The organism is Streptacidiphilus sp. MAP12-33, assembly GCF_041261265.1.
In the GTDB taxonomy this organism is placed as follows: Bacteria; Actinomycetota; Actinomycetes; order Streptomycetales; family Streptomycetaceae; genus Streptacidiphilus.
Genome location: NZ_JBGCCA010000046.1, coordinates 38438 through 56146, shown reverse-complemented (window position 1 = coordinate 56146; position 17709 = coordinate 38438). Strand labels below are relative to the sequence as shown.

The 17709-nt window shown below is 72.9% G+C and carries 13 protein-coding genes; 10 read left to right on the top strand and 3 right to left on the bottom strand.

The window, feature by feature from the left end:
• Positions 1-7: 7 nt before the first annotated feature.
• Positions 8-4297 (top strand): amino acid adenylation domain-containing protein, encoded by a 4290-nt coding sequence (locus ABH931_RS34895; RefSeq protein WP_370122685.1) that lies wholly within the window; start codon positions 8-10, stop codon positions 4295-4297.
• A gap of 43 nt (positions 4298-4340) precedes the next feature.
• On the opposite strand, the gene ABH931_RS34890 is transcribed toward ABH931_RS34895, so the two are convergent.
• Complete coding sequence (locus ABH931_RS34890) at positions 4341-5738, bottom strand: MFS transporter (protein WP_370122728.1); 1398 nt, start codon at positions 5736-5738, stop codon at positions 4341-4343.
• A 62-nt stretch (positions 5739-5800) separates the two neighbouring features.
• On the bottom strand, positions 5801-6259 hold the full coding sequence (locus tag ABH931_RS34885) for a MarR family winged helix-turn-helix transcriptional regulator (protein WP_370122683.1): 459 nt from the start codon (positions 6257-6259) through the stop codon (positions 5801-5803).
• 153 nt (positions 6260-6412) lie between these two features.
• Between ABH931_RS34885 and ABH931_RS34880 the strand changes: the two genes are divergently transcribed.
• Together ABH931_RS34880 and ABH931_RS34875 are read left to right on the top strand one after the other, a co-directional pair.
• Positions 6413-7123, top strand: coding sequence for a DUF4232 domain-containing protein (locus ABH931_RS34880; protein WP_370122681.1), 711 nt, complete (start codon positions 6413-6415; stop codon positions 7121-7123).
• A 140-nt stretch (positions 7124-7263) separates the two neighbouring features.
• Positions 7264-8448, top strand: coding sequence for a glycoside hydrolase family 3 N-terminal domain-containing protein (locus tag ABH931_RS34875; protein ID WP_370122679.1), 1185 nt, complete (start codon positions 7264-7266; stop codon positions 8446-8448).
• A gap of 59 nt (positions 8449-8507) precedes the next feature.
• Here ABH931_RS34875 and ABH931_RS34870 read toward each other — a convergent pair whose 3' ends face one another.
• Positions 8508-8780 (bottom strand): hypothetical protein, encoded by a 273-nt coding sequence (locus ABH931_RS34870; protein WP_370122678.1) that lies wholly within the window; start codon positions 8778-8780, stop codon positions 8508-8510.
• Positions 8781-9002: 222 nt separating this feature from the next.
• On the opposite strand from ABH931_RS34870, the gene ABH931_RS34865 reads away from it, so the two are divergent.
• From ABH931_RS34865 to ABH931_RS34835, 7 genes are all read left to right on the top strand, one after another.
• On the top strand, positions 9003-10661 hold the full coding sequence (locus tag ABH931_RS34865; protein WP_370122675.1) for a beta-1,3-glucanase family protein: 1659 nt from the start codon (positions 9003-9005) through the stop codon (positions 10659-10661).
• Positions 10662-11066: 405 nt separating this feature from the next.
• Positions 11067-11654, top strand: coding sequence for an RNA 2',3'-cyclic phosphodiesterase (gene thpR / locus ABH931_RS34860; protein ID WP_370122672.1), 588 nt, complete (start codon positions 11067-11069; stop codon positions 11652-11654).
• Positions 11655-12021: 367 nt separating this feature from the next.
• Positions 12022-12981 (top strand): class I SAM-dependent methyltransferase, encoded by a 960-nt coding sequence (locus ABH931_RS34855; RefSeq protein WP_370122670.1) that lies wholly within the window; start codon positions 12022-12024, stop codon positions 12979-12981.
• 101 nt (positions 12982-13082) lie between these two features.
• Entirely contained in the window at positions 13083-14207 is a 1125-nt protein-coding gene (locus ABH931_RS34850; RefSeq protein ID WP_370122668.1) for a hypothetical protein, read from the top strand.
• 169 nt (positions 14208-14376) lie between these two features.
• Positions 14377-15195 (top strand): methyltransferase domain-containing protein, encoded by an 819-nt coding sequence (locus ABH931_RS34845; protein WP_370122665.1) that lies wholly within the window; start codon positions 14377-14379, stop codon positions 15193-15195.
• Between the two features lie 63 nt (positions 15196-15258).
• Positions 15259-16254, top strand: coding sequence for an aldo/keto reductase (locus ABH931_RS34840; protein WP_370122662.1), 996 nt, complete (start codon positions 15259-15261; stop codon positions 16252-16254).
• Positions 16255-16400: 146 nt separating this feature from the next.
• Positions 16401-17009, top strand: a complete 609-nt coding sequence (locus ABH931_RS34835; protein ID WP_370122659.1) for an SHOCT domain-containing protein — start codon at positions 16401-16403, stop codon at positions 17007-17009.
• Positions 17010-17709 lie beyond the last annotated feature (700 nt).

Below are 17709 nucleotides of genomic sequence, written 5' to 3'. Positions count from 1 at the left end.
GAGCCCCATGACCGAAGAACTCAGCCTCGGCGAAGCCCCCGAACCGCACCACGTGGTGTGCGACGACCACCGGCACTGCGCCGTCTGGCCCGCCCACCTCCCGGTGCCCGACGGGTGGCGCCTGGTGGACCCGACGGCCCGCACGGCCGCCGAGTGCGCCGCGGCGATCGCCGCCGGAACCTACCCGGCCCCGGCTGCCACGCGCGGCGAAGCCGCCCCCGCCGACACCTCCGCCGACACCCGCGCCGGCGCCCCCGCCGACACCCGCGCCGGCGCCCCCGCCGACACCCGCGCCGGGCGCGGCCCGTCGTCCGGCCCGTCGTCCGGCGCGTCGTCGGGGGCGGGGTCGGGGGCGGGGTCCGCCGTGCCGTCCGCCACCACCGTCTCCGCCCGGATCCGCAGCCGGTCCCGCGCCACGCCCCACGAGCCCGCCCTGCGCTGGAACGGCGGCGAACTCGCCTTCCGCGCCCTGGACCACGACGCCGACCGCCTCGCCCGGCGCCTGCGCGGCGAGGCGGGCTTGCGGCCCGGAGCGGTCGTCGCCCTGTGCCTGGACCGCACCCCGGACCTGGTCCTCGCCATGCTCGCGGTCCACCGGGCCGGAGCCGCGTTCCTGCCGCTGGATCCGGGCCAGCCGGTACCCCGGCTCGCGAGTCTGTCCGCCGACGCGGGCGCCGGCCTCGTCCTGACCGACGGGCACCACGCGCACGACCTCACCGACGCGGGCATCGGCCCCGTCCGTGTCGTGGAGCAGTTGGCCGCCCTGCCGGACATCACGGCGGGCCCGCCGCTCGAGGACCCCGATCCCGACGCCCTCGCCTACGTGATCTACACCTCCGGATCGAGCGGACCGCCCAAGGGCATCGCCGTCACCCAGCGCACCCTGGCCGGTTCGCTCACCGCCACCGCCGAGTACTACGGCCTGGGGCCCGGCGACCGGGTGCTGCACCTCGCCGCCATCGGCTTCGACACCACCCTGGAGCAGATCTTCGCCCCGCTCACCGCCGGCGCCACCGTCGTCATGACCGACACGCCCCCCTGGGCCCCCACCGACCTGCTGCGCGGAGTGCCCGAACACCGCATCACCGTCCTGGACATGACCCCCTCCTACTGGCGCCGCCTGCTCGACGTCCTCGGCCCGGGACAGGAACACCTCGCCGGCGTGCGCCTGGTCATCCTCGGCGGCGAGATCGTCCACACCGGCGACTGCCAGGCGTTCCTGCGGCACTTCCCCGGCACCAGGCTCGTCAACGCCTACGGGCTGACCGAGACCACCATCACCTCCACCGCCTGCGACCTCACCACCGAACTGCTCGGGCCCGCGGGCGGCGCACCCGCCCCCGTCGGCCGGGCCCTGGCCGGCACCGTCGTCCACCTGCTGAACCGGCAGCTGCGCCCGGTCGCGCCCGGCGAGCGCGGCGAGGTCTGGATCGGCGGCGCCCATCTGGCCGAGGGCGTCTGGCAGCGGCCCGACTTGACCGCCCTTCAGTTCCTGCCCGACCCCTACGCGCGCACCGCGGGCGGCCGGATGTACCGGACCGGCGACACCGGCCGCTGGCGGCCCGACGGCAATCTGGAGATCCTCGGCCGGGTCGACGACCAGGTCAAGATCCGCGGATTCCGGATCGACCCGGTCGAGATCGAAGCCGTGCTGCGCGCCCAGCCCGGCGTCGACCACGCCGTGGTGACGGTCCGGCGGGGCCGCCCCGACCCCCAGCTGGCCGCCTACTACACCCTCTCCGACGGCGACCACCCGCCCGGCCGCACCGACGGCGAGCGGCTGCGCGCCGCACTGGCCCAGGCGCTGCCCAGCCACATGGTCCCCACGGCCCTCACCGAACTTCCCCGGATGCCGCTGACCCCCAACGGCAAGGTCGACCGCAAGGCCCTGGAGCGCTCCGGACCGCTGCTGCCGGACCCCGCGCCCGGCCGGACGGCCGCCGTCACCCCCACCGCCACGCTCCACCACGGCCTGGCCCATCTGTGGGCCCTGATCCTCGGCCTGCAGCACGTCGATCCGGGCGACGACTTCTTCGAACTCGGCGGCAACTCCCTGCTGGCCATGGAGATGCTGGCCCGCGCCCGGGTGATGTTCGGCATCGGCGTCGACCAGGTCCGCGAACTCACCAGCTCCCTGCTGCACCACTCCACCCTGGCGGCCTTCAGCGAACGCTTGCGGCAGGCCCGCGCCGGAACCCTCGCCGACGCCGAGCACGCCGAGATCGACTTCGCCGCCGAGGCCCAACTGTGCCTCGCCCTCCACCCCGGCACGGGCGCCGGCGGGCCGCCGGTGTGGCAGCAACCGCACGACGTGCTGCTCACCGGAGTGACCGGCCTGTGCGGCATCCACATGCTCCACGACCTGCTCGAGCACACCCATGCCCGGATCCACTGCCTGGTCCGCGCCGCCGACAAGGAACAGGCCTGGGAACGCATCCGCGCCTGCCACCAGCGCTACCGGCTCGGCGACCTGCCCGCCGCGCTGGTCGGCGAGCGGATCATCCCCGTCGTCGGCGACCTCGCCCGGCCCCGGTTCGGGCTCTGCGCCGACCGCTTCGCCCGCCTGGGCGACACCGTCGACGTCGTCTACCACTTCGGCGGCCAGGTCAACTTCATCTACCCCTACCAGGACCTGCGCGCCGTCAACGTCGAGTCGGTCCGGGAGATGGTCCGTCTGGCCGCGCCGCGCGGCGTGCCGATCCACTTCACCTCGACCATGGCCGTCATGGCCGGCTTCGGCCCCGCCGGGCAGCGCACGGTCACCGAGACAACCCCGCTCGACCACGCCGACTACCTCTCGGTCGGCTACGTGGAGACCAAGTGGGTCGCCGAGGCGATGCTCCACGAGGCCGCCCGGGCCGGCGTCCCGGTGACGCTCTACCGGCTCCAGGACATCACCGGCCCGCTCGGCACCGGCGCCCTGAACACCAGCACCGAGATCTGCGCGCTCGTCCGCTTCATCGCCGAGACGGGCCTATCCCCGGACGCCGAACTCCCGCTGGACTTCCTCCCCGCCGACTGCTTCGCCCGCGCCGTCGGCCACATCTCCACCACCCGCCCCGCCCGAGGGCAGGTCTACCACCTGACCAACCCCGAGCCCACCCTGGTCGACTCGCTGGCCGACTGCTTGCGTGGGCACGGCTACCACATCGAGGCCGTGCCCTACGCCGACTGGGTCACCGCCCTCGTCCAGTTCGCGGCCGGGCACCCCGCGCACCCCATGACGCCGTTCGTGCCGCTCTTCGTGGACCGGTGCGCCCGGGCCGATCTGACGGTCGGCGAGATGTACCTGCGCAACGTCTTCCCCGCCTTCACCCGGACCAACGCCGAACGCGCCCTGGCCGACAGCGGGCTGGAGATCCCGCCGGTGGACCGGCCGATGCTGGACGGCTACGTCGGCTTCCTCCAGGCCGACGGCTACCTTCAACCCCCGCACCACCGGGTGCCCCGCCCCGCCCGAGCCGCCTCCTGGAGGGACATCGACCTCTCCGCCGCGCCCGCCCACGGTCCGGTCGCCTTCAGCAGCGATCTCGACGCGGACCACCTGCTGGCGGGCTACCGGTCCGGTGCCTACCCGATGCCCGTCCCGGACCCGTCCGCCCGCGCCCTGATCCAGGGCACCCACGCCGACGAGCTCGCCATGGGCCGCATCCGCCTCCTCGGCGCCGACGCGGGCTCCGGTGCGGGTTCCGACGGTGACTCCGACGGCGACGGCGACGGTGACAACCGGTGGACGGTCGCCTGGTGGTCCCCGGACCCCAGACCCGTCCTCCACCCCACCGACGTCCACCTAAGCCGAGGCCTCGCCCGCCGCCTGCGCAACCGCCTGCGCTGGACCACCACCGCCGACCGCGCCTTCGAACGCGTGGTCCGCGAGTGCCGCGCCGAGCGCGAGCCGCTCTGGCTCACCGACGAGCTGATCCGCGGGCTGGTCGCCCTGCACGGGGCCGGAACGGCCCACAGTGTCGAGGTCTGGGACGAGGACGGCGAGCTGGCCGGGGGAGTGTTCGGGATCCGCCTCGGCCCGGTGTTCAGCATGGACTCCATGTTCGGCCGCCGACCGGGCGCCGCTCAGGTCGCCGTGGCGGACCTGGCCCACCGCTTCGCCCACGCCGGCGGCACCCTCCTCGACGCCCAGTGGGACAGCCCCCACGTCCGCGCGCTGGGCGCGGTCCTGGTGCCGCGCGAGCAGTTCCGCTCCCTCCTACGCCCGGCGACCACCCCCACCGCCCCGGACCCACCCCTCCCGGGCGGCATCGAACCGGCCCGCCGCCTGGCCGCACCGCGTCCGCACTGACGGCTCCTCCCGCGGGCGTGTCGTCGTCGCGCGTGATGGGTGGTCATCGACCGGGCGCGGGGGTCGCGGCTGCCGCCGTGTCGGTGCCGGTCCCGGTCGTGGCCTCGTTCGAGCGGTGGCGGGCGAGAGCGAGGCCGGTGATGGTCGTGATCGCCATCGCTGCCACGCCGACCAGCGCCGCCGCGGTGTAGGCGCCGTCGTTCGGGAAGAGACGGCCGCTGTCGGTGCCGGCGGCCAGGACGAGGCCGCCCGTGGCGCTGCCGAGGGAGTACCCGACGCTGCGGACGACGTAGTTGAAACTCATGGCGCTGGACGTCTCGCTCTTGGGGGTGACGGCCAGGATGACGCCGGGCATCGCGGCCGAGAAGCTGCCGACACCGAAACCCAGCACGCCCATGGCGACGAACAGTTCGGCCAGGCTCGACCGGGCCGCCGCGAACAGGACGAACCCGCCGGCGACGACCACCGCGCTGCCGGCCAGCTGCAAGGGGGCGTCGATCCGGGCGCGGATCCGGGGCGCGAGTCTGCCCGCGGCGAACCCCAGCACGGAGAACGGGACGAGGACCAGCCCGGCCACGAACGTGGTCAGACCGAAGCCGTAGCCGGCGCTGTGCGGGGTCTGCGCGTACCGGGTGATGAGCGTCAGCAGGAGGTACATGCCGATGCCGCCGACGAACATGGCGAGGTTCGCCCCGGCGACCGCCGGGTGCCGCACCGCCCGGACGTCGACCAGCGGCGTCCCACTGCGCAGCTCGTGGCGCGTCCAGAGGCAGAGCAGGAGGACGGCGGCGACGGCGAGGGTCACGGCCACGGCGAGGTGACGACTCCACAGACCCGTCTGGCCCGCCAGGAACAGGACGAGGAACAGGGCGCCTGCCAGCATGAGCGCGCCCGCCACGTCCACGTGACCAGCGCGCCCCTCGGGCGCTGCGGGCACGGAGCGCCACGCGGTCAGGAGCGCGGCAGCGGTGACGAACAGGCCGAGTCCGTAGGCGGCCCGCACCCCGCCGAACTCGGCGAGCAGCCCGGCGAGCGGGTAGCCGACACCGGCCCCGATGATCGAGACCACCGAGATCAGGGCGATCGTGGCCGCGCCGCGTTCCTCGGGCAGGTGGTCACGGGTCACCCCCATCATCAGCGCCGTCAGACCGAGCCCGACGCCCTGCGCCGCCCGGCCGACGAGCAGCCAGGCGAACGGCAGCGGCAGCACGGTGAGCGCGCTGCCCGCGACGACGACCGCCAGCGTGGCGAGGATCGTGGCCCGCCGGTACGGACCGGCTCCGAGCCGGCCGAGGACGGGGGTGGCGACGGCGCCGCTCAGCAGCGCGATGGTCAAGGTCCACTGCGCGCTGTCGAGCGAGACGTGGAACGTGGTTGCCACGCTGGTGATCAGCGGTGTCCCGAGGCTGCCGACGGCCGCCACGACGAGGGCGACGAACATCAGGGAGGGGACCAGCAGCCGCTCCTGGGCGCGCTGCGGGGAGCGGCGGGATGATCCTGCGATCACGGCCTCGTCCCTTCCCGCTTCTGGCCGTCCAGTGTGTCCAGACGCCGCAGCGCCGGCAGGGCGGCCGCCAGCGCCCGGACCTCGTCTTCGGTCAGCTGGTCGATCAACCGCTGGAACGCCTCGACGCCCGCCTGGCGCCGCGCCCGGACGTAGGACGCGCCGTCCTCGGTCAGGCACACCAGGGTGACCCGCTTGTCGGAGACGTCGCCCCGTCGCTCGACCAGCCCGGACTCCTCCAGCGCCCGCACCAGGACGGTCATCGCGGGCTGGGTGACGCCCTCGTGCGCGGCCAGGTCGGTGACGCGTCGCGGGCCGGTCTTGTCCAGCGTGGCCAGCGTGGCGGCGGACGTGAGGCTGAGGTCGCGCGGAAGGCGTCTTACGGCCCTGGTGGCCAGCTGGTAGAGCGCTGATCCGATGGCGGAGGACGCGCCTGGAGTGGCGTCGGGACTGCTCATGCGAGAAGCATAGCGCATTTATATTTATGCTCTATGTATCTTCGGTTCGGCTTGCCCATTCTGTGACATCCGATCAGAAACCTTGGCGGCGCGTTCCTGCGTGGTTCTGGCTGATTGCGGCTGTCTCCGCGCGCAGAACGAAGGGCCCTTGTCGTGGCTGCTGCCAGAACGCTCAAATGCACCGCCGCCCTGTTCGCCGTCTCCTGCCTCTCGCTCACCTCCTGTACCGGCGGTGGTAGCCCGACCGCAGGCGGGACGGCCCACGGCCCGGTCGCATCGGCGAGCGCCCCGCTGCCCTCGGGCGGCGCCGGGTCGCCGGTGGGCACGCCCAGCGAGTCCACCTCCACCTCCACATCCACCTCGGTTTCCGACTCGGTCTCCGCCTCTTCCTCGGCCACGAGCGCCGGCGGTGGCACGGGGGGAGGTACGCCGCAGTGCGGGGACGACGACATCCGGACAAGCTGGGGAGAGAGCACCAACGGCGATCCGAAGCAGTACTCGGCCGTGCTCTTCAAGAACGTCAGCCACCACACCTGCACCCTCCGGGGTTACCCGGGCGAGACGATCGTGGTCGGCGGGACCGTGATCAACGCGACCCGGGAGCTGAACGGTGACTTCGGCTTCACGTCTCGGCAGACCGGCCCGCCGCTCGTCACGCTGGTCCCCGGTGGCTTCGCGCACGCAGAGACCGGATGGAGTCTGCGGACCGGCGACCGCACCTGCTATCCGACGGGCTCCGGCGCGTTCGAGTTCACCGTCCCGAACACCACGCGCACGGTCATCCTGAGCTATGGCCATATCGGTGCGATGGGTATCTGCTCGGGCCTCGAGATCAGCCCGGTGCGGCCCGGGGTGTACGGCTGAGGTGCGTTCCCCGGCCCGGAGCGGATACGCCCGTTCGGGGTTTCGATCGGACTCGTCGGCCGTTCGGCCTCCTCCGGGCGGGCTCGGCGCCCTACCATCGCAGGCGGGTGGGTCACCCGATCGTGAGGAGGCCGAGTTCCTTGCTGCGTCGATTGCTTCACCCCGGCCGCAGGCTGGGCGCCCTGACAGCCTGTGCGGCGCTCGCCGTCGGCGCCCTGGCGGTGGGCGCGGACGCGTCTGTGCCGCCGCGCGATCCGGCCCTGGCCGGCCAGGCGGCCGCCATGACCGCGTTGACGTGCACCAACGCGAGCAAGCTCGCGGGGTGGTCGAACCAGCGGCTGGCCATGACGACTCTCGCCGTGCCCGCCTCGGAGACCGCCCCCGGCCAGGTCACGGCGGAGGTCGGCCAGGGAGCCGGAGGGGTGCTGCTGTTCGGCTCCCGCGCTCCGTCCGATCTGGGATCCCAGCTGGCCAAGCTGCGCAGCCACGTCCCCGGCCACCTCGGGCTGCTGGTGATGACGGACGAGGAGGGCGGCGGCATCCAGCGCATGGCCAATCTGGTCGGCTCCCTGCCCTGGGCCCACACCATGGGCGCCGACTGGTCCGCCGCGCGGATCCAGCAGGCGGTCCGCGCGGTGGCCGTCAAGATGGCCGCGGCGGGCGTCAACATGGACCTCGCCCCGGTCGCCGACGTCGACGGCCGGGCCGTCGTGCCGGGCGCGACCAACCCCGACGGCCTGCGCTCCTTCAGTGGCACCACCGCGACCGTCACCCGCGACACGCTCGCCTACATGGCGGGTCTGCGCAGCGGCGGCGTGATCCCCGTGGTCAAGCACTTCCCGGGCCTGGGCCACGCCAGCTACAACACCGACCTCGGGCCCGCCCACACCCTGACGTGGTCGACGGAGCGGGCCATCGCCCTGCCGCCGTTCACCGCCGCGATCGCGGCCGGAGCACCGGCGATCATGACCTCCAACGCCTCCGTCCCCGGCCTGTCCACCGCGCCCGGCAGCATCTCACCGACACTGATCACCGCCGAGCTCAGAGACAGGCTCGGCTTCCACGGGCTGGTCCTGACCGACTCCCTCAGCGCCGACGCCATTTCGGCCGCGGGCTGGAGCGTGCCGGGCGCCGCGGTGCAGGCGCTGCGCGCGGGAGCCGACATGATCCTCTTCGGGCCGGTGACCAACACCCAGGCCGAGACGACGGCCATCGCCGCCCGCATCGTGTCCGCGACCAGGAGCGGTCAGCTCTCCCGGTCCCGCCTGATCGACGCCGCAGGCGCGGTCCTCGCCGTACGCCACGTCAACCTGTGCTCCGGCTGAACGCCGTGGGCCGGTTCCGGCTACGCAGCGCGGGCGCGTGACCCGCCGGACGCACCGGGCTATCGACGGGAGAAGACCGCGACGTCGTAGCGTTCGCTCACGGGCAGCGGCCGGTCCGCCGGATCCACCGCGAGGACCCTGGCCCCTGCGATCCAGCGCGTCATGGCCGCGGAGAACATGCCGGTCCTCGCGCCGACCTCGATGACGGCCGGTGACGGCCGCTCCTGGTAGGAGGCGATGAGGTCGACCCAGGCGCGCAAGGAAGCCTCTGGCATGTCATTGCCGTGTGCGTAGGAGTCGGCCAGTCGCTGGTCGTCGTAGGCGGGGCTCATGTGAACCGATCTTTGTCCACCGGTCGGAAGCCGACAAGACCGCGTCGGGCCGGGTGGAACGTCACTGTCCGACTACAAGACCTGTACGGACAGCAGCATGTGAAACACCTTCACATCACAAGCATTGACGCGGACATGCGCGCCGGACGATAGTTTCGACCGGTCTACACCAATCCTCCGCGCGTGCGGACGCGGGGCCCAGTCAATCCCTTGGAGTGACTCTTGCTCTCACGACGCGCCTTCCTCACCGCCACAGCGACAGCCTCCGCAGCCGCGCTCACCGCCCCGGCCTGGCTGCCCGCCCTCGCCGCCCCGGCGGCGGCCGCCGTCTCGCTGCCGGTCACCCTCCAGAACAACTCCGGCTCCGGCGCCCCCGTCTACGCCTACATCTCCGGCGCCGACACCACCGGCTGGCCCGGTTTCGTCACCGCCGACGGCTCCTTCCAGCGCCTGCCCAACCCCTCGGCCACGCTCACCCCCACCCCCGACTACTCCATCGCGCTCGGCGCGTCGGGCAGTTCCACCACCGTCAACATGGCCGAGTACGTGATCGGCGGCCGCGTCTGGTTCTCGACCGGCAACAAGATCAAGTTCTTCGTCAACCCCGGCACCGTCCCCGGCCTGGTCCAGCCCGGTTTCACCAGCTCCGACCCCAACTGGCTCACCGACTGGACCTTCTGCGAGTTCACCTACAACAGCGCGAACCTCTACGCCAACATCAGCTACGTCGACCTCGTCGCCTCCCCGATCTCCATGCAGACCACCGGCAGCGTCGGCACCCAGACCGTCAGCCCCCTGCCCGCCGGCGCCCTCGCCTCCATCGCCTCGGGACTGATCAGCCAGCACGCGAACGACGGCGCGCCCTGGGACACCCTGGTGGCCAAGGACAGCAGCGGAGCGGTTCTGCGCGTCATGGCCCCCACCCATGCCACCACCGACTTCGGCAGCTACTGGAACCCCTACCTCGACCAGGTCTGGAGCCGCTTCACCAGCACACCGCTCACCGTCGACACCCAGTCCCAGGGCACCTTCACGGGCACGGTCTCCGGGGGAGTGCTCACGTTCTCCGGCCTGAACGACGACGGCGTCGCCTTCACCAAACCGAGCGCCGCCGACATCTTCAGCTGCAACAGCGGACCGCTCTACAACTCCGGCGGCGACGCCCGCGGCGCCGTGGCGGCACGCCTGGGAGCGGCCCTCAACCGCAGCACCCTCCTGCTGGCCGGCGGCGAGAACCAACCCGGCGGCGTCACCGCCTCCCAGTACTACGGCAACGCGATCACCAACCACTACGCGCGCCTGGTGCACCAGTACGCGACCATCGGCTACGCCTTCCCCTACGACGACGTCGGCCCCACCGGCAGCGCACCCGTCGACGGGCACCTCCAGGACCCCGCCCCCACCTCCTGGACGATCTCCCTCGGCAGCGGCGTCACCGGCTCCGGGGGCGGCGGGGGCGGGAACACGAGCGCCTACTCCACCATCCAGGCCTCCAGTTACTCCGCCCAGAGCGGTACCGCCACCGAGTCGACCTCCGACACCGGCGGCGGCCTCGACGTCGGCTGGATCTCCTCGGGCGACTGGCTCCAGTACAAGGGCCTCGCGTTCGGCAGCTCCTCCCCGGTCCAGGTCCTGGCCCGGCTCGCCTCGGGCGCCGCCGCGGGCGTCAGCGGCGCCGTGCAGTTCCGCCTCGACAGCACCACCGGCCCGGTCATCGCCGAGATCGACATCGCCAACACCGGCGGCTGGCAGAGCTGGCAGACGATCCCGATGAACCTCGGCGCCGCCGCCACCGGTGTCCACGACCTGTTCATCACCTTCAGCAGCGGAGGCACCAGCGACTTCGTCAACATCCACTGGTTCACCTTCTCCACCACCTGACACCTGCCCGGCCCCGCCCCGTCCTGCCCTGTCCTGCCCCGCCCCGGAAATCGCCTGGGCGGTCAGTGTGCAGCGTGAAGGGATGCCTGCTCAGGACAGGGGAGGCGGGGTGGGCACACTCCTTGGTCCTGCGCCAGGAGCAGGCCCCCGCCGACTTCGACGACGCGGACCTGTTGGGCGTCCCCGCCGGCGCGCCCCTGCTGCACCTGGAGCGCGTCCGGCTGCCGCATGTTCCGGGCCCCACCGTCCGTCCCAGTCCCGGCGCCGGCACGGGGTATCGGCCGTGGTCTTTCGGCCTGTCCGCAGGGCCGACCGGCCCTGCGGACGGCTCCTCACCCGCCGGACCGGGCCCGGCCCGCCCGGACCGCGGCACGGCAGACCCGGCAGGGATGCTAGAAAGCCCTGGTGATTGCTCATCCTCCGCAGCCCTCGACCGTGCGCGTCTTCGTCGCGCTGGCTCCGCCCGACGATGCCAAGGACGAACTGGCGGACGCCCTGCAGCCCGCCTACGAGAAGTACGCCCACCTGCGGTGGAACCGGATACAGGACTGGCACATCACCCTCGCGTTCCTCGGCGAGCTCCCCGTCGCGGCCGTCCCGCTCCTGCAACCGGCGCTCGCCCGGCTGGCCGCGGACCGCCTCTCGCTGGGACTGGGCCTGAACGGCGGCGGCCACTTCGACGAACGCCTGCTGTGGAGCGGCATCACAGGGGACCTCGACGCGCTGCACGTCCTTGCCGACGAGGTCCGCACCACCGTCCGGGACTGCGGCGTCACCTTTCAGGAGCGCCTGCTGCGTCCCCACCTGACGCTGGCCCGGGGACGGCGTGGTCAGCAGGCCGACATCCTGTCGGCGGCCGCGAGCCTCGCCGGCTTCACCGGCCGCACCTGGCAGGCCGAGCGCCTCCACCTGGTGGGCAGCAACATCGGCCGCGGTCCGGGAGTGATCCGCTACCGCGACATCGAGTCCTGGCGGTTCGCCGCCGGGTCCTGACGCGTCTGTGCTGATCCGTCAACCGGGGACGCAAGGCATTCACCCGTGACCTGATCGGCGCCACATCCCGTTGAACACCCCGGAGCATCAGCGGAGCGAAGCCCCGGGAAGGCAGTCAGGCGAGCATGGGACCAAGCGCGATGCGCTGTGCACGGGTCCCTCGTACGCTCGCGACCTCCCCTCCGAGCCGATCGGGTGACTCCTGGGGGAAACGGCTGGGTCGAGCGCGGTCCCGCCACACCACCCGGAGCACCATGGCGAGGAGACGTGCCGGTACCGGTCACGGCACCGCTAAAGGCTCCCTGGCCGCCGCCTTCCCCTCGGGGTGGGGCTCGACAACCGTCCGTCATGCCTTCTCGGAGTCCCCATGTCAGTTTCCCAGCCGTCCTCTGTTCAGCAGTCCACCGGTGGTCCGGCGGTCCTGGAAGAGGTGCCCGGGTGGTTCTACAACGTCGACCGGGTGCTGTTCGTCTGGCTGCTCGAAAGGCAGGCGCGCCTCGGTACGAGCGGCAACCTGATCGAGATCGGCGCCTATCTCGGGCGTAGCGCGATCCTGATCGCCGACCACCTGCGGCCGGGGGAGTCCTTCACCGTCTGCGACCTGTTCGACTCGGCCGCGCCGGACGAGGCCAACTCCACGGAGATGGACACCTCGTATCGCAGCACACTCACCCGTGAGGCGTTCGAGCGGAACTACCTGGCCTTCCACCAGGAGCTGCCCGACATCGTCCAGGCACCCTCGTCGGTGCTGGCGGACGGGCGGATCTCCGCGCGTTCGGCCCGGTTCATCCACATCGACGCCTCCCACCTCTACGAGCACGTCATCGGCGACATTCAGTTCGCCCGGCAGGCCCTCACCGACGAGGGCATCGTCGTACTGGACGACTACCGGTCCGAGCACACCCCCGGTGTCAGCGCGGCGGTCTGGGAGGCCGTCCTGGCCATGGGCCTCAAGCCCGTCACGGTGTCCAACCAGAAGTTCTACGGCACCTGGGGCGACCCCGCGCCCCTCCAGGACGCGCTCGCCGCGGACCTCGCCGGCCACACCGGCCTGACGATCCACGAGGAGCGGGTCCGCGGCCTGCGACTGCTGCGCTTCCGCGGCGGGTCCGGGCTCAACCCTCCGGCCTTCCGCCCCTCCCGCTTCTACGACCCGATCGCGGCCGAGGCCTCCGCCCGGGCCGCGGCGGAGCAGAAGGGCGGCAAGCGGCGCACAGAGGCCCAGAGCAAGCCGGCACCCTCGCTGCGCACGCGTGCCTCGCGCCTGGCCGTCGACCTGCTGCCGCCGATGGCGGTGCGGGCGATCCGTCGGGCACGCCACCGGTAACGCCCGTGCCGACCACGGCCGTGACGCGGGGGCAGCCGGGAGAGCTCCGCTCCCGTGCAGGCGCGAGGGTGAGACTGCTGGCCGGGCGAGGTTCGTCCGGGGTGTGCGCCGCGCTCCTGGGATATCTCTTTGTCCGGCTCGTCGGTGTCGCGATGCTGGCGGTCTACGGCGCCCGGCGTCATGTCGATGTGGTGCGGCGGCTCGGGAGTCTGTGGGACGCGGGCTGGTACGCCCGCATTCTGGTGGACGGGTACGGACCTGCGGACCGGCTGCACGGACTGCGGGTCATCCCGTACAGCCGACGGGCGTTCTTCCCGCTGCTGCCCTGGCTCGGCGCCGCCGTCCATGACCTCTCGCCCCTCGGCCCGGGGACGGCGATGGTCGTGGTCTCCTCCCTCAGCGGGATCGCGGCGGCCTGGGGCAGCTACGCGCTGGCCCGCCTCCTGTACGGGCACCAGGTCGGCGTGGTGACGGCGATGCTGTGGGGGATGCTGCCACTGGCCGTGCTGGAGAACACGGCGTACACCGAAGCCCTCTTCACGGCGCTGTGCGTGTGGACGCTGTACGCCGTGCAGACCGGGCGGTGGCTCCTGGCCGGTGTGCTCTGCCTGTCCGCCGGGCTGGTGCGGCCGAGTGCCCTGGCGTTGGTGTCCGCCGTGTGGCTGGCCGCCACGCTGCGGCTGTGGGCGCTGACGCGCGAGCGCCCCGTCCGCGTCGTGCGCTGGTCCGCTCCCTTGGCCGCTGCCGCGCTCGCCCCACTGGGGTGGCTCGGCTTCGTGACGTACGTGGCGTACGCCGACCATGCGTGGGACGCGTACTTCACCATCCAGCGGGCGTGGGGATCCTCCTTCGACGGGGGTCTGGGCACGCTCCACTGGTACGGCCGGTTCTTCCTGAGCGGCGCCGACCGCCCCTTGCCGTACGCCGTCGCCGCCTTCTCGACGCTGGTCTACCTGCTGCTGTTCTTCGTCAGCGTGATGCACCGCCAGCCGCCCGCCCTGCTGATGTTCTCCGGCGCGCTGCTGGTGCTCGACCTGGGCAACGCCTCGCCCTTCCCGCCGCTGGCCCGGTTCCTCATGCCGGCGATTCCGCTCCTCCTTCCTCCCGCCGTGGGCCTGGTCCGGCTCAGGTCCCGCTCCACTCGCTACGGCGTACTGGCCTTCGGCGTGGCGCTGTCGGGGGTCTACGGCATCCACGTCGCCTTCCTCGCCGGCGCTCCCCTGTAGGGACCTGACCTGAGCCGGGGCCGGGCGCCCCGCCCCGCCCCGCCGGATCACGGACGCGCGGAGCGGGTCGCCGCCGATGAGGAATGGTCAGTGCCCCGCTCAGTCAGGGACGTTAGGCCCCAGCGCAGGTAGTCATGACAGGCCGTCACCTCTGCCTATAGTGATCGCCATGACCGACCCGCGCCCCACCTCGGCCTTCCACGCGGCCAACGTCGACCCCGCGGTCACCGACCGCCTCGTCCTCGCGCTGGACACCCAGGCCGCCAACGCCGGCGTGCGGCGCCTGCGTGCATGGGCGCACACCCGTCTCGCCCCGCGTCCGGGGGAGACGGCACTGGACATCGGGTCCGGGACGGGGTCGGAGACCCAGGTGCTCGCCGCCGCGGTCGCGCCGGGCGGCACCGCGCTCGGGCTCGAACCCCACCCGGGCCTGCGTGCCCTGGCGGAGCGGCGCGCAGCGGACGCTGTCAGCCCGGCCCGGTTCCTGGACGGTGACGCGCTCGCCCTGCCGCTGGACGACGCCGGCGTCGATGTCGTCCGGTGCGAACGGGTCCTGCAGCACCTCGCCGATCCGGCGCGAGCCGTGGCCGAGATCGCCCGCGTGCTGCGCCCGGGAGGCCGGGTCGCCCTGCTCGACAGCGACTGGGCCACCTTCGTCCTCCACCCCGCCGGCCCGGAGATCCACCACGCACTGGCCTCCGTGACCCGGGCGGCCGCCGCCACCCCGCACGCCGGACGGCACCTGGCGGGTTGGCTCGCCGAGGCGGGCCTGACCGTCGACCACGTCGGCGCCGACGTGCTGCTCCACGATCCCCGGACCGTCACCTGGCCGCTCGTGCGAGGGCTGGTCGCAGCCGCGCTCCAGCAGCACCTGGTCACCGAGGAGCAGCGGGACACGCTGTACGCCGATCTCACGACAGCGGCCGAACAGGGCGCCTTCCACCTGTCGGTCACCATGTTCGCGGTGGTCGCCCACCGGCCCGCCTGACCCACCGCCCCGTCAGCCACACCCGGTCCTCCCGGACCGCCGACCATTCTCAAGGAACCTGCCATGACCGCCGCGCCGTTCGCCGACCGTTTCGCCGACCTGCCGGTCCGGAGATTCGGTCTGGGCACCGCCGCTGTCGGACGCCCCGGCTACATCACCCTCGGCCGGGAGCTCGACCTTCCGGCCGAACGGACCGTCGAGGCGTTGCGCGAGCGCACACACGCGCTGCTCGACAGCGCCTACGCCGCGGGCGTGCGCTACTTCGACACGGCCCGCTCCTACGGACGCGCCGAGGAGTTCCTCGGCGACTGGCTGGCAGCCCGCCCCGAGGCCGCCGCCGAGGTGGTGGTGGGCAGCAAGTGGGGCTACACGTACACCGCCGACTGGCGCACCTCGGGCGTGCCCGCGCATGAGATCAAGGAGCACTCGGCGGCGGTGTTCGACCGTCAGATCGCCGAGACCCGGGCCCGGCTGGGCAGCCGCCTGGACGTGTACCTTGTCCACTCCGTCACCCCCGACAGCCCGGCCCTCACCGATCCGGCGCTCCACGCCCGCCTCGCGGAGCTGGCCGCGAAGGGCGTCCGGGTCGGGCTGTCCACCAGCGGACCGGGACAGGCCCGCGCCCTGCGGGCCGCGCTGCGTGTGGCCGTGGACGGCAGGGCGCTGTTCAGCGCCGTGCAGGCCACCTGGAACCCGCTCGAGCCCTCCGCCGGCCACGCGCTGGCCGAGGCACACGCGGCGGGCTGGCTGGTCGTGGTGAAGGAGGCCATGGCCAACGGCCGGCTCGCCGGCCGCAGCGCCACCGGACCCGACACCGCCGCCCTGCGCGCTGTCGCCGCCCGCACGGCCTCCTCCCCGGACGCGGTCGCTCTCGCTGCGGCCGCCGCCCAGCCCTGGGCGGACGTCGTCCTGTCCGGTGCGGCCACCGTGGAGCAGTTGTCCTCCAACCTCGCGGCGGCCGATCTCACTCTCGGCGCCGCCGACCTGGCCGATCTCGCTCCGCTGGCCGAAGTCCCCGAGGAGTACTGGCGTACCCGCGCCGCACTGCCCTGGGCCTGAGCGGCTTCGCTTGCGAACTCCCGCTGGGCGCAGGGCACGAGCCGGTGGCCAGGCGTCGGCGGCTTGGACGGCGTGCAGGCGAGCGAGCACACTGTGGCCTGCAAAGTCGCGCCGTGGACGCGCGACAGGGAGGAATCGGAGGGGACATGAGCGACGACCCGGTACAGAACCTCGAAAGACTCGCCGAGCTGCATCGGCGTGGTGATCTGAGTGACACGGAGTTCGAGGACGCGAAGCGTCAGCTGCTTCAGCGCGGCGCAGCCGGGGGGACGGTGACGGCCGAACCCATCCCAGCGCCCCGCATGTTCGACACCCGGCCGCCGATGCCGCAGTACGAACCCGCCGAGGACGCACCTGTCGCGCCGGCCCGCATGTCGGCCGGCAAACGATGGACCCTCGCCCTGATCGCCACCGTGGTGGTCGGCTTCGTGCTCGGCATCGCCCTGCTCGTCGTGGCCGAGGTCGCCCCGTCCACGGCTGGGTGGACGACGCAGTTCGTGTGTGCGAGCGGGCAGCACCTCATCACGAACGGCGGCGTGGTCCACAGCAACGGCGGCTCCGCGCAGGGCTCCACGCACTTCTACTGCGCGCCCACCGGACAGCAGGTCACCGGCCTGGAGCTACTCTCGATGCAGGAGAAGAGCGGGAACGTCCTCGGCCTGTCCATGCTGCTCGGCTTGCTGATCGCGGCTGGGCTTGTCTTCCTCGCGACCGGGCTCCTCACCCTGCGCTCCAGGGCACGCGCGCGGGTGTGAGGCCCTCGCCGGATCCGGGTCATCAACGCCGCCGGCGAGCCTCGACCCGCTGAGGCGCCCCGGGCCGCCCGCGTCCTCCTCGCCGTCGGCGCGGGCGTTGACGCGGGCGGCGGCCGCGTCTCCGACGGGACTTAAGCCTCTGCGCCGACGCGGTCCGACGCCCCTACGGTCGAAGGCGACACGACGAAGGGACATCCGTAACCCAACCGGTTCGCGCCTTCCGCACCACGTCGTGGAGTTCGACGCCGCCCTCCCGCCCGTCGACGCCCGCGCCGCTCACCGGCCGACCGGCTGACGGCCCGCACGCCGGCGGCCGTCCGGTCACACCACTCGGCACCTACCCGCACGGCCTGCCCCGCCCTACGCTCCCGGCTGTGTCCATACCGAGCAACGAACCGGGCACCTGCCTTTGGGCCGCCGAAGCTGAGATCCTCGCCGTCGAAGAACGCCGCGCGCTCCTGGTCGACCACCGCGTTACCGCGCCCCGCTGCCGACTCACCCGAGGCGGGGGCCAGTGGTCCGAACAGTTGTCGAAACGCGCGTGGCGCCCTCCTCGCGACCGGGTGTCGCCAAGGGCAAGGCCGCATCCCTGCCCGGGGACAGCGTCGTCGTGTCCCGCCAGCGCCATCCTGCCCCCGCCTCCGACGCGGCGGACCGCGGGGGCCAGGCGACGGGTTCCTGGCGCACGATCCGGCGCAGC

What these genes read in the sequence shown, in the direction of transcription:
- ABH931_RS34845 (WP_370122665.1), top strand. Translation starts at nt 14,377, where the DNA reads ATGACCGACCCGCGCCCCACCTCGGCCTTCCACGCGGCCAACGTCGAC.
- ABH931_RS34870 (WP_370122678.1), bottom strand. Translation starts at nt 8,780, where the DNA reads ATGAGCCCCGCCTACGACGACCAGCGACTGGCCGACTCCTACGCACAC.
- ABH931_RS34895 (WP_370122685.1), top strand. Translation starts at nt 8, where the DNA reads ATGACCGAAGAACTCAGCCTCGGCGAAGCCCCCGAACCGCACCACGTG.
- ABH931_RS34890 (WP_370122728.1), bottom strand. Translation starts at nt 5,738, where the DNA reads ATGTTCGTCGCCCTCGTCGTGGCGGCCGTCGGCAGCCTCGGGACACCG.
- ABH931_RS34885 (WP_370122683.1), bottom strand. Translation starts at nt 6,259, where the DNA reads ATGAGCAGTCCCGACGCCACTCCAGGCGCGTCCTCCGCCATCGGATCA.
- ABH931_RS34855 (WP_370122670.1), top strand. Translation starts at nt 12,022, where the DNA reads ATGTCAGTTTCCCAGCCGTCCTCTGTTCAGCAGTCCACCGGTGGTCCG.
- ABH931_RS34835 (WP_370122659.1), top strand. Translation starts at nt 16,401, where the DNA reads ATGAGCGACGACCCGGTACAGAACCTCGAAAGACTCGCCGAGCTGCAT.
- ABH931_RS34840 (WP_370122662.1), top strand. Translation starts at nt 15,259, where the DNA reads ATGACCGCCGCGCCGTTCGCCGACCGTTTCGCCGACCTGCCGGTCCGG.